This is a genomic window from Acholeplasma hippikon, assembly GCF_900660755.1.
GTDB classification, from domain to species: domain Bacteria; phylum Bacillota_I; class Bacilli_A; order Acholeplasmatales; family Acholeplasmataceae; genus Acholeplasma; species Acholeplasma hippikon.
In genome coordinates this window covers 27,406-41,909 of the sequence record NZ_LR215050.1, presented here as the reverse complement: position 1 = coordinate 41,909, position 14,504 = coordinate 27,406, and the positions used below count along the sequence as shown (strand labels likewise).

Here is a 14,504-nt window from a genome sequence, read left to right as displayed (position 1 = left end):
CCCCTTAATTTGAAAACTTACGTTTTAAATAATCTACATAATATTTAGAATTGAATGGTTCTCCTGTTGCATTTAATATTAATTCTTTAGGAGATTTAGAACTACCATATTGATGAATCTTTTCTCTTAACCAATCATTAATCTTATAGATTTCATTATTTGAAATTGCATTTTCAATATTGAAATCTTTGTTCATTGCTTGATAAATTTGTGCTGCATAAGCACTTCCTAATGCATATGTTGGGAAGTACCCAAAGCTTCCACCCGCCCAGTGGATATCTTGTAAAACACCTTCTGCATCTGTCTTTGGTCTAACACCAACATATTGTTGATATAATTTTCTCCATTTTTTAGGAAGATCTTTAGCTTTTAATTTACCAGAAATTAATTGTTTTTCGATTTCATAACGAACCATAATATGTAATGGGTAAGTTAATTCATCTGCTTCTGTACGGATTAATGTACGTTCTGCACGGTTAATGTATTGATAAAAATCTAGTAAACTTACACCCTTTAATTCTTTCGCAAAGATTTCTTTTAATTTATCAAAATGATTTTCCCAGAACGCATAAGAACGACCAATCATATTTTCATACATTCTTGATTGAGATTCATGGATTCCCATTGATGCACCCATGTTTAATCTTGTATCAATTAAATCTTTTGAAATTTGTTGTTCATAGATTCCGTGACCCATTTCATGAATTGTTGAGAATACTGCTGATTCAACAGCATTTTCTAAGTATTTAGTCGTAATTCTCACATCAGTTGATGAGAAGTTTGATTCAAATGGATGTACACTTTGTTTTAACACACCACGATTCAAATCAAAGTTAAATACAGTTGTTAAATACTTATTGAATTCTTTTTGTTTTTCAATTGAAAAAAAACCTTTAGTTAATTTTCTTGATAAAGGTTTTTTACCTGATGTTGCTGATAACACAAAAGGCACTAGTTCTTCTCTAAGATTTAAAAAGAATGCATCATATTCTTTCATTGTCATGCCTTCTTCATACATATCAAGTAAAACATCATACCCTTTTAGCTCAGGTGTTTGTAAGTATTTAGTTGTTTTTCTTGTAAAATCAATAATCTTTTCTAATGTTGGTAAGAATAGATTAAAATCATTTTTTGCTTTCGCTTCTGCCCAAATTGATGATGATTTTGACATTAATACTTGGTATTGAATGTATTCATCTTTTGGCATTTTCTTAATTAAACGCATATCTTTAACGATTTTTTCAATTTCACGACGTAATAATTCATCTAATGAATTTCTTGTTGCATATAGTTTATCAATTGCTTCAAGGTATGCTGAATCTGTTTGAAGCGCGTAAAGTTCAGTAGTTAATACTTCGACTTGTTCACTTCTATAATCTAAAGCCCCTTCTGGAGTTTCTGTTTCTAAATCCCAACTTAAAACCCACATTGCATATTCATAGGCTTTTAGTCTTTTTCTCATATTTTTATAGGTATCAATATATGATTGCATAAAATGCTCCTTAACTACTTTTTATTCTTGTATCAATCATTTATTATATCACTTTCACATATTTTTTTAATGGAAAGAGATATTTTTTAAACGTTTTCAATCATCATTTTATGATTTATCATAAGAAAATAAAAAAAGAAGCATACTATTTTTGTATACTTCCAATTTTTTCCATAACTTCATCTTCGTTTTTATAGATGAATAAATCTTTTTTAAATTGTTTAATTTGATCAACAATTTGCCATGAAGCCTCAATTTCATCCCAGCGAGTAAATAATGTCTTATGACCATCAACAACATCTAAAATTAATTTTTCATAAGCTTCAGGAACATTTCCTTGTACTGATTCAGCCATTTGATAACTTAAGTTAACAACTTCTAAGTTATCCTTTAGACCAGGTTTTTTTGAGTTAATGGTTAAATCAACACCATCATATGGTGCAAATTTAATTGTTAATTTATTAGCCTGAACAGGTAAATTCCATTTTTCTTGTTCAGAAGTTGTGTGATACGTTACTTCAATAAATGATTCTTTATTTTTTAAGGCCTTACCCGTTAAGATTTCAAACGGAACACCTCTAAAATGATGTGTATTCACAAATGCTTTAAAGTAAACCAATGTTTCAGTTTGTGAATTTGCTGGGATATTTGCTTCATTTAAATACCCATCATATTGACCGAAAATAATTGAATCTTTATCAAAACTAATATTTCTTAACACATTAACTTTTTCATCTTTAATGTATTCTGATTGATATTCTTTTGGTGCATCCATGGCAATTAAACTTAAGACTTGTAAAAGATGTGATTGAACCATATCTTTTAATGCTCCTGCAGTATCATAATAACCAGCACGGTTTAAAATACCTTCTTTTTCTTTTGCATAAATCTTTATAGATTTAATTGAATCTGATGACCAAGTATCTTCAAAAATACGGTTAGCAAATCGAACAGTCATTAAGTTTTGAATCATTTCTTTACCAAGATAATGATCAATTCGATAAATTTGTGTTTCATCAAAATACTGCCATAGCATTTGGTTAATTTGAATTGCTGTTTCTAAACTATTTCCAAATGGTTTTTCAAACACTAAGACTTGATTAATATTGTTTCTTGCAATTAGTTTTGATTCACTAATGTTTTTAGCAACAGTTGCTAATATTTCAGGCCCAATTGCTAAATAATAAATATGTTTTGTTTCAGTATGTGAAATTGATTTTATATAGTCATTAAACTTATGGTAATCATTCACATCTGTAATTTGAATTTTATAGTATTCCACAAACGTAGATAAAGTTGTTAAATCTAAGTTTTCTGTTGTAAGATTTTGCATGGCATTTAAGTAGCTATTCGTATCATAATCACGTCTTCCTAATGCAATGACTTTTACATTATCAGTAATTTCTTCATTGTTATATAGTTTTGTGATTGCTGGAAGTAATTTTCTAGCTGTTAAATCGCCTGTTGAACCAAAAATTGTAATAATTAGATCTTTTTTCATTTCTTCTTGTAAACCGCGTGTCCGCCAAATTCTCTTCTCATTGCTGCAACTACTTTTTCTGCAAACATGTTTTCATCTCTTGATTTGAAACGTGTGAATAATGAAGCCGAAATAACAGGCATTGAAACACCAAAATCTAATGCTTCTTCAATCATCCATTTACCTTCACCAGAATCATCCACACGTCCTGAGATTTCTTCTAATTTAGCGTCTTTCTTAAATGCATTTCCAATATAACCAATTAAAGCTGATTCAATAATTGAACCATTGTTCCACACTTCGCTTAGTTTTTCATAATCTACATTAAATGGTGATTTTTCTAATAATTCAAAACCTTCACCAATAGCTTGCATCATACCGTATTCGATACCATTATGAACCATTTTAACGAAGTGCCCACTTCCAGGCCCTCCCATGAATCCATAACCATTTTCAATTGCGATATCACGGTAAACATTTTCTAAGTAGTCGAATGCTTCTTTTGTTCCACCAACCATTAAACATGCACCATTTCTAGCACCATACGTACCGCCTGATGTACCTAAGTCTACAAACTCGATTTCTTTTTCTTTTAGTTTTTCATAACGTAAAAGAGATTTTTTATAGTTTGAGTTCCCACCATCAATGACAATATCTTTAGGTGCTAGGAAAGGTAAGACTTGTTCTATCACAGTATCTACGATTTGATTTGGTACTAATAACCAAACAACTAATCTTTCATTATTTTTTCTAGTCAATAATTTTTTAAGATCATCAAACGTTTCTATTCCTTCTTTAGTTAAAACTTCTCTTGCCTTAGGATCTAAGTCAAAGCCTAACACTTCATGACCATGATCTTTCATATTAAGTGCTAAATTAGCACCCATTTTTCCTAATCCAATTAAATGAATTTTCATATTTTATATCTCCTTAAAAGTAATACAATCATTTTTGATGACCTTATTTATTATACTCATAATCTATGATTATCACAACTTAAAAAACTTACATGTTAATCAATAGAATCGTTGCCACTAGGAAATAGATACCTAATGCAGCAAAGTCATTCACAGTTGAAATAATTGGACCTGATGCTGCTTTTTCATCTGCACCAAGTTTTCTTAAAATAAATGGTAAGAGTACACCCACTAATGCTGAAACAAACATTGATAATACTAATGAAATACCTACAACCATTGCAACTTTATCAATATCCGCATAATCATTAGGCATTAAATATAGGAAGCCAAAGACTATTAATACACCAACTAGTCCTGAAATTAAACTATTTATAATTGCGATAAATAATTCTTTTCTAATATGTCTCATCGGTTTAATCTTTTCATGATGTAATCCTAAAATTGTTACCGCAATACTTTGTGTCCCAATGTTTCCTGCCATTCCTAAAATCATTGGTTGGAACATGACTAATACAACATTGCTATCAATCGTATCTGAAAATGTAGTTAAAAAAGTAGCAATCACAATGTTTAAAACAACACTCATTAATAACCAAGGTAAACGTTGCATACTACGCTTTAAAGGACTAGATGCATCTGAGTGATCATGTAATGCCACTAAACCTTCAACGGCATCAATATGGTCTTCTTTCATAATATCTAATGCATCATCTGCCGTGATAATACCGACTAAGACTTTTTTATCATCAATAACAGGTAGAACGCTCACGTCATAGTTTCTAATTTTTCTTACTGCACTTGCCACTAAATCATCTGCATATGCATAAGGGTAGTTTTCATCAACAATGTCATATAACGCCATTGATTCTCTGGCGATAATTAAATCTTGAAGTCTAAGTCCACCAACAAACCTAACATCATCATGGAAGAAAATAACGTCAATTTCATCATTGTCATCACTTTCTTTAATAACCTTACTTGTTACTTCTTTCACCGTTGAGTTAATATCAAAATACATAAAGCTCGGTGATGAAATAGATCCTGCAGTGTCACCATCATAACTTAAAAGTTTAACGACTTTTTCTCTTCGTTCTTTACCTAATAATCTTAAAATTTCTTCATGATAAGAAACTCTAAATAATTCAATAAATGTTTTTAAATCATCTAATTCAAAGTGTTTTAATAATTCACGTTTTTTATTTTCTTCAAGTTTTAAATAATATCTAACTTGTAAATCGTCATTTAAATAAATGAATGCTTCTCCAAATCTTCTAATACCAATTGCTTCAATTAACTTTTCACGGTATTCTGCATTATCTTCAAACAACACTGCAATATCTGATGGATGGACGTTTTTTAACGCCTCTTTTAACTTACTTACTGGAAGTTCAAAATTGATGTCAATCATGCTGCTAAACCTCCTAAAATAAGTGTTGCAATGCCAAAATAAATGAGATTTGAGGAAATATCAATTAAGTTTGTAATAAATGGTCCCGAAGCAACTGCTGGGTCAAACTTCATTTTACTAATGATAAAAGGAATCATAAATCCTAAGAATGGTCCAGTAATAACGGTTAACCATAAACTCAATCCAACTGATAATCCAATTAATATACCATGATCAAATTGAAGAATAAATGAGAAGATTAGTGTTACTGCAAAAGCAATCACACCCATAACAAAGCCACTAATTGCACCGGTTGCAATTTCTTTTAATCCATTCGAAATAACTTTAGCATCTTTTTTTGTCATTTCAATTAAAGTTACCGCTAGTGTTTGTGAAGCAACATCTCCACCTGCGTCTAAAATAAGTGGTTGGAAGAACGCTAAAATAACGAACGCCGTAAGTATACCTGTAAAATTACTTGTAATAAATGCACTAGGTATTGAAACAGCAAGTAAAATCAACAGCCACGGTAAGCGGTGAAGCGCCGTGAGGAAAGCATTTTTATCTGTAGATGTATCTGGTAAGGCAGCTAATTTCTCATAGTCTTCTTGTGCTTCATCTAAATAGATGTCTAAGATATCATCTTGTGCAATCATCCCAATAAGTTTGTGATTATTATCAACAATTCCAATATCATAACCACCATAGTGTTTTAAATGTCGGACTAAATTATCGACATGGTCAAATACATAGAATGTTGGTTCTACTTCTAAAATATCTAAAACAGTTTTAGGATATTTTGTTTTTATTAGTTTTTTTAATGGAATTTGTCCTTTATAATGGCCTTCATCATCTACAACAAAAATTGTCTGAATTGTATCAACTTCATCTGCCATTTGAATGAGCTTCTTCGTAGCCATTTTCACATCATCATTGATATTTGCGATAACAAACTGGTTAGTCATAAAAGAACCAGCTTCATCTTCATCATATTTAATTAAATCTAAAACTTCTTCATCTTCATCAAGGTTTTTAATTAACTCTTGTTTATCTTCTTCTTCTAATTGATTGATAATATCCGCTGCATCATCCGGTTCTAATTCTTCGACTAATGCAACCTGTTCATCAAGTGTTAAATTAGAGAATACTTCATGTCTATCTTCTGGATTTAAATAACTAATCACTTCAGCTAAAACTTCTTGATTCAGTAAATCTAGAATATAATCTCTATCTTCTTCTGAGAGTTCTTCTATCATCTTTGAAATATCATAAGCATGATAGTTGCTTAAGAATTCAATGATTTCTTCTTTTGATGCTTTGTTGTCTAATAATTCTTTTATCATTTGATACCCTCCTTTTAATAAAAAAACACCAATCAATGATGTTAAATTTAGATACCAAAATTATACTTTTAAAATACTAACCAACATTTGTATGACAAAATGAGATTTAATATGAACAACTCTGTTCACTTTAAAAAATCATTTCAATCTGGTTATTCATTTTACAAGTATAAAATAATTGATATTTGAAATTTTTTCCATCATTTGTGATACTTAAAAAACTTCTACTTAAATAGTCATCTTCTTGTCTATTCATGAATAACCACACCCTTTCTTCATAAACTATTGTAACACGTAATTCATCAAAATACTAAGCATGTAAATTAATTATACTTTTTTATTTTTAATAGTTTAATTATCGAAAAAACAAGATTTCGAAGGATTTTTAAAAAATTCTATTATTTATCACATAATAAGTCTTATTTTTTATTAAATATTATGCATTTTACAGTGTTATTAAAATGACTAAAAATGTTTGTTTTAAATTATGTAAATATATAAATATTTAAAATGAATTATGTTAGAATTAAATTAACAATGCTAGAAGGAGTATACAATAATGAACATAGCACAAAGAAACAGAATCATTGTTGCTGCTTCGCTCTTCTCAATACTACTAGCGTCAGCCACTATTTTTGGGCCGACTGTCTTTTTGATTGGATTAGCGGGGATCGCAACTTCATTTGTAGTAGAATTCTTAAATAGTAAATTAAGAAAGGAGAAATTCGACTGGACAAGTTTTGCAATTACACCACTTGTAATTACACTGTTAACTACACCAACAATTATTAGCCAAGTATGGATGGTTGTTGTAGCAACAGCATTCGGTGTATTCTTTGCAAAAGCTTTATTTGGTGGAGAAGGTAAATATATCTTCAACCCTGCAACAGTTGGTCTAATTTTTATTGCATTAGCATTCCCTGTTTATGTAAATAATTTCTTTGACCCAGTTGCTGGTGAGGCTACAACACAAACATTAGCTACAATCTTTAAAAACACACCTAATACAATCGTCGAAAATTTCAAAATTCTTGATTTATTAATGGGTAACTACGCAGGGGCCATTGGTACAACTTATAAATTAGGTATCCTAATCCTTGGTATCGTACTTATGGTTTTACAAATCACAGACTGGAGAGTTCCAGTTACATTCTTAGGAGGTTACTTCGTATTATCATTAATTAACTTCTTAGGTAAAGGATATGGAGCAAATGCTTTTGTATATGCTTTATATTCAGTTTTAATGGGACATCTATTATTCTCTGCAATGTTTGTTGCAACTGATCCACAAACAGTTCCTTTATATAAGAAGGGTCGTTGGATTTATGCAGCAATTCTTGCACTAATTACATGGATGATTCAAAACATTTGGGCATTCAACCCACTTGCACCAAATACAGAAGGTACAATTTATTCAATCACTTTAATGAATGCAGTTGTTGGATTAATTGACGTAGCCACTGTTCCAAAGGTGAAGGAAAATCCTGTCATGGAGGAACTTGAAGCATGATTAAATACATTAAAATGCTGTCATTCGTTATCCTAATGGGTGCTGTATCAATTGGTATCTTAATTGGTGCTGATGCAATTACAAAGGATAAAATTGCAAAGAACGGTGAATTAACATGGAAATCAGCAATCTTAACTCACCATGAAGTAGCATATACTGATGCTGATTTTGCTGAAAAGTTTGATGCTTCATTTGTTGAAGATACAAAACTTGCATATGATGGTTCTCAAGACTTAACATTATATAGAAATACAGAAACAGGTGCTGTTTCATTCCGTTTCAAAGGAAATGGTTTATGGGATATCATTGAAGGTGTAATCTCACTTGAATCTGATTTTGAAACGATTTTAGCAATCACAGTTACTAAACAAGCTGAAACTCCAGGTCTTGGTGGTGTTGTAGCTGAAAAACAATATTTAGATAAATATATTGGTAAAAAATTTGATGAGTCAATCGGTATTATAATTACTAAAAATAATACTGGTAAAGACAATGAAGTTGATGCAATTGTTGGTGCTACAGGAACATCAAATGCATTTATGGGTGTTTTAAACACTAACTATACACTTTACAAATTCACTTTCACTGATTCAGATGCTTTAGCACCAATGAAAAAAGCAATCTTAACACATAATGAAATTGAATTTACAAATGATAACTATCTAGTTAAATTTAACACAGAATTCACAACTAGAACAAAAGACGATTTAACATTATACGTTGCTAAATCTGGTAATGTAAGTTATCAATTTACAACAGAAGGTTTAAATGGTCCTATCACTGCTGTAATCACACTTGCATCTGATTTCCAAACAATTGTTAAAATTACTGTATTAAGTCAAGCAGAAGGTTGGGGAGCTGCTATTCAAACAGATCCAACTGTATTAGCTGCATTTGAAGGTAAAAAATTCAACCCAAGTATTGTTATTGTAACTGATCCAACTCAACCAAATGAAGTATTAGATGGATTCGGTGGCGCAACAACAACTAAGAAGAAATTTGCTCAAGGCTTAAATGCTGCTTATATCACTTACTACAATGCATTTAGTGGTGAAACGATTGAACCTGAACCTGAAGTTGATGAATTAGCTCCAGTTAAACAGGCTATCTTAACAAACCACGGAATTGAATTTACAGAAGAAAACTACCAATCATTATTTGATGCTGAGTTCACTGCTGAATCAAACAACGACTTAACAATCTATAAACATACTTCAGGATCAATTAGCTATGCGTTTGAAACTGAAGGATTCAAAGATGCAATTAAGGCTGTTATGACTTTAGAATCTGATTTCTTAACAATTAAAATGGTTACAGTTTATGAACAAGGTGAAGCAAGAGGTTCAGTCATTCAATCCGATCCAACAATTTTAGCTAAATTAGTTGGTAAAAAATTCTCAACAGAAATCGTATTAGTTCCAGAAGAATCAGCTAAAGATAATGAAGTTACATTAGATGGTTTAGCTAATGCGACAACAACTAGACGTTTATTTATTGAAGGAATGAATGTTGCATTCCATGCACATTATAATGAATTCGTTAAATCTGCTGCAATCGAAAAAGCAATCTTAACTAACCACGGAATCGCATTTACTGATGAAAACTATAAATCACTATTCGATGCTTCTTTCCAAAGACAAGAACAAGATGAATTAACATTATACGTTCATACTTCAGGTACAAAGAGTTTCTATTTTGTAGTTGAAGGGTTATTCTCTAAGATTGAAACTGTAGTTACCTTAGCATCTGATTTTGAAACAATCTCAAAAATTTCAGTTATCGCTCAAGGCGAAAAATGGGGTGCTACAATTCAAACTAATCCAGATGTTCTAGCTGCATTTGAAGGTAAAAAGTTCTCACCTGAAATCTCAGTAGTTGCAGAACCTGTTCAACCAAATGAAGCATTAGATGGATTCGGTGGCGCAACAACAACTAAGAAGAGATTTGTTAATGGCTTAAATGCCGCTTATGCAGCTTATGCTGAAGCATTCAAAGGAGGTAACTAAGATGGACGCACAAAAGAAAAACAACAAACCAAGTACTTGGTTACGTCTACAATATAAGAAATGGTTTTTAATTCTTAAAAAAGGTATTAGTGAAGAAAACCCAATTGCGATTACTGTATTAGGTATCTGTTCATCACTTGCCGTTACCAATAGAGTTGAAAATGCAATCTTTATGGGTATTGGGGTTACATTTGTTGTAATCTTCTCATCACTATTTGTTTCACTTTTAAGAAACTTAATTCCACCAAAAGTTCGTATGGTTGCATACATGGTTATTATTTCAATCTTTACGATTGTTGTTCAAATGTTCCTACAAGCTTACGTTCCTAAGGTTGCTGCCAACCTTGGTGCTTATACTGGTTTAATCATTACAAACTGTATCGTTATGGGTCGCGCTGAAGCATTTGCTATCAAAAACCCTGTAAGATATACATTTGTTGACGGATTAGCAAACGGTTTAGGTTATACATTCGTGTTAATCGCTATTGCATCTATTCGTGAACCATTAGCATTTGGTACATATTTAGGTTATAGAGCACCATTTATGGAAAACTGGATCAACTGGAACATCATGGCATTAGCCCCAGGCGGATTCTTTGTTTTAACAATGTTTGCATGGTTAATTAGAACATTAACCAAGAAATATGAAGAGTAAGGAGAAAACATATGGAATTAATTGAATTATTTTTAGCCTCAATTCTATCAAACAATATGGCTTTAATCTTCATTCTTGGTATGTGTTCATTAATTGCTGTTTCTACATCAATTAAAAACTCAGTAAACATGGGAGTTGCAGTAATCTTCGTTACATTCATTACTGCAGTTATCAACTGGCCAATTTATGAATTATTAAAAGCTACAAATTCAACACAAATCTCACTTTTAGTATTTATCATCGTTATTGCTGCATTCGTTCAATTCTTAGAGATGTTCTTAGCTAAGTTCTTCCCTAAAATTTACGAATCATTTGGTATTTTCTTACCATTAATTACAGTTAACTGTATCGTATTATCAGTATCATTATTCTTCCAAACAAGAAATTATACATTTGCTCAAACTGCAGTATTCTCATTAGGAACTGGTATCGGTTGGACGCTTGCTATGATTTTACTTGCGGGAGTTAGACAAAAAATGTATAGAGTTTCTAACGTTCCAAAGGGTCTACGTGGTCGTGCTATTGCTTTCTTAATCTTAGGTATCTTAGCATTAGCATTCATCGGATTCTCTGGAATCGGTAGAATCACTTTCTAAGGAGGATATATTAATATGGATTATATTTGGACACCCGTCGTATTAATTGCATTATTAATCGTTGTAACCTTATTAGTTATCTTAATCGATAAATTCCTAGGTGGTGGCGGAGAAAGAAAAATCACAGTTAACAAAAACAATGTTGTTACAATTACTGGTGATGATACAGCTTTAAACGCCCTAACAAACAACAAAATTTTCTTACCATCTTCTTGTGGTGGTAAAGCTACATGTGGTACATGTAAATTTAGATTAATTGGTGATGTTGAACCCCCAAAGTCGACAGAACTTCCATTCCTGAGCAAGGAAGAAATTGCTGATGGTGTTAGACTTTCATGTCAAACTAAAGTAACTTCTGACATCGAATGCGAAGTTCCAGCATCAGCTCTAAATTCAAAAGTATACGATGCTAAAGTTGTAGAAATTGAAGATTTAACACATGATATCAAACGTGTAAGATTTGAAATGAAGGAAGACTTCAACTTTAAGCCAGGTCAATACCTACAAATTCAAGTTCCTGGTATTGAAACAGTACGTGCATATTCAATTGCATCTGATTCAAAAGATTTAAAACACCCAGAAGTAATCATTAGATTAGTTCCTGGTGGAGTTGCAACTAAGTTCATTCATAAAGCAATGATTGTTGGAGATAAAATTAAAATTACTGGACCTTTTGGTGAATTCTTCTTACAAGAAAAATCAAATCGTCCAATGATTATGATTGCCGGTGGTTCAGGTATGGCTCCAATTCGTTCAATCATCTTCAAAATGATGGATCTAGGTTTCCCAAGAAAAGGTACTTACTTCTTCGGTGCTAGAACAAAGAAAGACTTATATTACACAGAATATTTCTTAGATGTTGCTAAAAAATATCCAAACTTTAAATTCATTCCAGCTTTATCAGCTCCACTTCCAGAAGATAACTGGGAATTAGAAGTTGGATTAATTACTGATGTTGTAAGAAAATTCACTGATGATTTATCAGGACATGAAGCATATCTATGTGGATCACCTGGTATGATTGATGCATGTATTAAAGTCTTAAAAGAAAAAGGCATGCCTGAAGAATATATCTACTTCGATAAGTTCTAATGAAAAAAACACTACGAAAAATTTCGTAGTGTTTTATTTTTAAATTGTTTCTTTATAGTAATTTAATATTTGTAGTTCTCTTTCATATGCATATTGATGGTGGTATATCTCATTTGGATCAAATTCTTTTTTTGTTCGTTTATATACTTCGATAAGTTTTATTGCCTCATCTAAAGTAACCCAGATAACTCTACAATTATCCTCAATAAAAGTTTCTGATATAAATGGATGTGTTTTTTCATGTTTAACAACGCCTAGGAACACATAGGAAATTTGTCTTAAATTCACCTTAGAACGTACTTCCTCAAATATACCAATTTGATTATAAACTTCTAATTCATGACAAAGCATATCCTTTGCACAACGTTTTAATGCAAAATCTTTTGTTTCTGTATCTAAAAGTTCAACACCAGGCAATTTATATTCATTTTCATGAACACGATTAATAAGTGCTATTTTCCCTTCAGCATTAAAAATAATACCTTTAATAATAAACCTTACATCAGGTTGCAAAAGTATATATTCTTCCTTATTAAAGTTTTTGTCCGTTAACCTCCCAATTAACTTCTCCATATAATCCCCCTTTAATGTGATTATATAATATTTTTTTATATCTGCATTGAATTTAATTATTTATCTGATAATGATAAAACATTAATTTATCTTTAATAGTAGTATAATATATGTGATATATGTTTAAAGGATGACTCATTATGCTAAAAAAATTATCACCATATTGGATTATCAATCTATCATTTATAAGTTTGATACTAATTGGTAGTTTACTATTATTTCTACCCTTCTCTGTTAAAGAAGGACATTCAATTTCATATGTTGATGCATTCTTCTTATCAACATCAGCCGTAACAATCACTGGATTATCTACTATTAGTAACTTACATGAAACCTTATCAACATTTGGACAAATTATTTTGATACTACTTGTGCAAATTGGTGGTCTTTCTGTAATTACTTTATCCGTATTCATTATGATGTTATTTAAAGCTAAAATTGGCATAAATGAACGTGTTTTAATTAAAGAAAGTTTAAATCAAAATAGTTTACAAGGTGTTGTCAAAAGAGTTAAAAAAATTGTGATTACAGCACTTATCATTGAAACGGTTAGTTTCTTGATTAACTTGATCGTTTTCCTACCTATTTATGAATTTAAATATGCTGTAGGTGTAAGTGCATTCCATGCAATCTCATCGTTCAATAACGCCGGTTTTGATATTTTAGGGGCAAATAGTTTAAAACCCTTTACAGATCATGTTTTATTAAATCTAAATACTATTTTCACAATTATGCTAGGTGGTATTGGATTCATTGTCATTCATGATATATTAGAAAAACGTAGTTATAAAAAATTAAATATTCATTCTAAAATAGTTATTAAAGTAAACTTAATCTTATGGATTGGTGGTACTTTACTCTTTAAAATCAGCCAAACACATGGTAATCCATATAATTGGCTACAAGCATTTTTCCTAAGTGTCACATCCAGAACCGCAGGGTTTACAACAATTGAATTAACTACACTTTCAATGATTTCTGTATTGATTCTAATGGGATTAATGTTTATCGGAGCTTCACCTGCAGGTACAGGTGGTGGTATTAAAGTAACAACTTTCTATACAATTGCTAAAACTGTTAAGAGTTACGCAACTGGTAAAAAAGCTTTAGTTGACAAGCGCGAAATCAGTATGGATAGCCGTTATAAAGCATTTACCTTAACCATGCTAGCAATGTCATTAATTGTAGTTGGTGCTATTGTTATTTTAACGTTTGATGATTTAAGTTTAAGTTCAGTGATGGTTGAAGCAGTATCCGCATTTGCTAACGTTGGATTGAGTCAAGGGTTAACACCGGATTTACATTCAATAAGTAAAATCGCATTATGCATTTTAATGTTTGCTGGTCGTGTGGGTCCACTAACACTTATTTCTATTTTCAATAAAAAATGGAAACGACCACACTCTAGTGTTGAATATTTAGAAGAAAAAATTATTATAGGATAGTGATT

General features: G+C 31.1%; 13 protein-coding genes. 6 read left to right on the top strand and 7 right to left on the bottom strand.

Going from position 1 to position 14,504, the window contains the following annotated elements; all coding sequences use genetic code 11:
• Positions 1-4 precede the first annotated feature (4 nt).
• The 6 genes from EXC59_RS00180 to EXC59_RS07230 form a co-directional block, all read right to left on the bottom strand.
• On the bottom strand, positions 5-1,492 hold the full coding sequence (locus EXC59_RS00180) for a carboxypeptidase M32 (protein ID WP_035368848.1): 1,488 nt from the start codon (positions 1,490-1,492) through the stop codon (positions 5-7).
• A gap of 145 nt (positions 1,493-1,637) precedes the next feature.
• Positions 1,638-2,993, bottom strand: a complete 1,356-nt coding sequence (zwf, locus tag EXC59_RS00175; RefSeq protein ID WP_035368847.1) for a glucose-6-phosphate dehydrogenase — start codon at positions 2,991-2,993, stop codon at positions 1,638-1,640.
• Positions 2,990-3,889, bottom strand: coding sequence for a phosphogluconate dehydrogenase (NAD(+)-dependent, decarboxylating) (gene gnd, locus EXC59_RS00170; RefSeq protein WP_162163959.1), 900 nt, complete (start codon positions 3,887-3,889; stop codon positions 2,990-2,992). Before gnd ends, zwf begins: the two co-directional genes overlap by 4 nt.
• Before the next feature lie 88 nt (positions 3,890-3,977).
• A complete protein-coding gene (locus tag EXC59_RS00165; protein WP_035368845.1) occupies positions 3,978-5,300 on the bottom strand; it encodes a magnesium transporter in 1,323 nt (440 codons plus the stop codon).
• Positions 5,297-6,622 carry a magnesium transporter gene (gene mgtE, locus EXC59_RS00160; RefSeq protein WP_162163958.1) on the bottom strand — a complete coding sequence of 442 codons (1,326 nt, stop codon included), beginning with the start codon at positions 6,620-6,622 and terminating at the stop codon, positions 5,297-5,299. The genes EXC59_RS00165 and mgtE overlap by 4 nt, the downstream gene beginning before the upstream one ends.
• A 130-nt stretch (positions 6,623-6,752) precedes the next feature.
• The gene (locus EXC59_RS07230; RefSeq protein ID WP_269471587.1) at positions 6,753-6,878 is read right to left on the bottom strand and encodes a hypothetical protein; all 126 of its coding nucleotides are present in this window, start codon (positions 6,876-6,878) and stop codon (positions 6,753-6,755) included.
• Between the two features lie 303 nt (positions 6,879-7,181).
• On the opposite strand from EXC59_RS07230, the gene EXC59_RS00155 reads away from it, so the two are divergent.
• The 5 genes from EXC59_RS00155 to EXC59_RS00135 are packed head-to-tail and all read left to right on the top strand — an operon-like array spanning position 7,182 to position 12,481.
• Entirely contained in the window at positions 7,182-8,132 is a 951-nt protein-coding gene (locus EXC59_RS00155) for an RnfABCDGE type electron transport complex subunit D (protein ID WP_162163957.1), read from the top strand.
• Positions 8,129-10,138, top strand: coding sequence for an FMN-binding protein (locus tag EXC59_RS00150; protein ID WP_051658988.1), 2,010 nt, complete (start codon positions 8,129-8,131; stop codon positions 10,136-10,138). Before EXC59_RS00155 ends, EXC59_RS00150 begins: the two co-directional genes overlap by 4 nt.
• Position 10,139: 1 nt before the next feature.
• On the top strand, positions 10,140-10,793 hold the full coding sequence (locus EXC59_RS00145; protein ID WP_084145136.1) for an Rnf-Nqr domain containing protein: 654 nt from the start codon (positions 10,140-10,142) through the stop codon (positions 10,791-10,793).
• Positions 10,794-10,804: 11 nt separating this feature from the next.
• Entirely contained in the window at positions 10,805-11,389 is a 585-nt protein-coding gene (locus EXC59_RS00140) for an Rnf-Nqr domain containing protein (RefSeq protein ID WP_035368842.1), read from the top strand.
• A 15-nt stretch (positions 11,390-11,404) separates the two neighbouring features.
• Positions 11,405-12,481 (top strand): NADH:ubiquinone reductase (Na(+)-transporting) subunit F, encoded by a 1,077-nt coding sequence (locus EXC59_RS00135; protein ID WP_035368841.1) that lies wholly within the window; start codon positions 11,405-11,407, stop codon positions 12,479-12,481.
• A 39-nt stretch (positions 12,482-12,520) separates the two neighbouring features.
• Here EXC59_RS00135 and EXC59_RS00130 read toward each other — a convergent pair whose 3' ends face one another.
• Positions 12,521-13,054, bottom strand: coding sequence for an NUDIX hydrolase (locus EXC59_RS00130; protein ID WP_035368840.1), 534 nt, complete (start codon positions 13,052-13,054; stop codon positions 12,521-12,523).
• Between the two features lie 140 nt (positions 13,055-13,194).
• Between EXC59_RS00130 and EXC59_RS00125 the strand changes: the two genes are divergently transcribed.
• Positions 13,195-14,499: a TrkH family potassium uptake protein gene (locus EXC59_RS00125; protein ID WP_051658987.1), complete on the top strand. Its 1,305-nt coding sequence runs from the start codon at positions 13,195-13,197 to the stop codon at positions 14,497-14,499.
• The last annotated feature ends 5 nt before the right edge of the window (positions 14,500-14,504 follow it).

What these genes read in the sequence shown, in the direction of transcription:
- EXC59_RS00125 (WP_051658987.1), top strand. Translation starts at nt 13,195, where the DNA reads ATGCTAAAAAAATTATCACCATATTGGATTATCAATCTATCATTTATA.
- gnd (WP_162163959.1), bottom strand. Translation starts at nt 3,889, where the DNA reads ATGAAAATTCATTTAATTGGATTAGGAAAAATGGGTGCTAATTTAGCA.
- EXC59_RS00145 (WP_084145136.1), top strand. Translation starts at nt 10,140, where the DNA reads ATGGACGCACAAAAGAAAAACAACAAACCAAGTACTTGGTTACGTCTA.
- EXC59_RS00165 (WP_035368845.1), bottom strand. Translation starts at nt 5,300, where the DNA reads ATGATTGACATCAATTTTGAACTTCCAGTAAGTAAGTTAAAAGAGGCG.
- EXC59_RS00150 (WP_051658988.1), top strand. Translation starts at nt 8,129, where the DNA reads ATGATTAAATACATTAAAATGCTGTCATTCGTTATCCTAATGGGTGCT.
- EXC59_RS07230 (WP_269471587.1), bottom strand. Translation starts at nt 6,878, where the DNA reads ATGAATAGACAAGAAGATGACTATTTAAGTAGAAGTTTTTTAAGTATC.
- EXC59_RS00130 (WP_035368840.1), bottom strand. Translation starts at nt 13,054, where the DNA reads ATGGAGAAGTTAATTGGGAGGTTAACGGACAAAAACTTTAATAAGGAA.
- EXC59_RS00135 (WP_035368841.1), top strand. Translation starts at nt 11,405, where the DNA reads ATGGATTATATTTGGACACCCGTCGTATTAATTGCATTATTAATCGTT.
- EXC59_RS00140 (WP_035368842.1), top strand. Translation starts at nt 10,805, where the DNA reads ATGGAATTAATTGAATTATTTTTAGCCTCAATTCTATCAAACAATATG.
- EXC59_RS00155 (WP_162163957.1), top strand. Translation starts at nt 7,182, where the DNA reads ATGAACATAGCACAAAGAAACAGAATCATTGTTGCTGCTTCGCTCTTC.
- mgtE (WP_162163958.1), bottom strand. Translation starts at nt 6,622, where the DNA reads ATGATAAAAGAATTATTAGACAACAAAGCATCAAAAGAAGAAATCATT.
- zwf (WP_035368847.1), bottom strand. Translation starts at nt 2,993, where the DNA reads ATGAAAAAAGATCTAATTATTACAATTTTTGGTTCAACAGGCGATTTA.
- EXC59_RS00180 (WP_035368848.1), bottom strand. Translation starts at nt 1,492, where the DNA reads ATGCAATCATATATTGATACCTATAAAAATATGAGAAAAAGACTAAAA.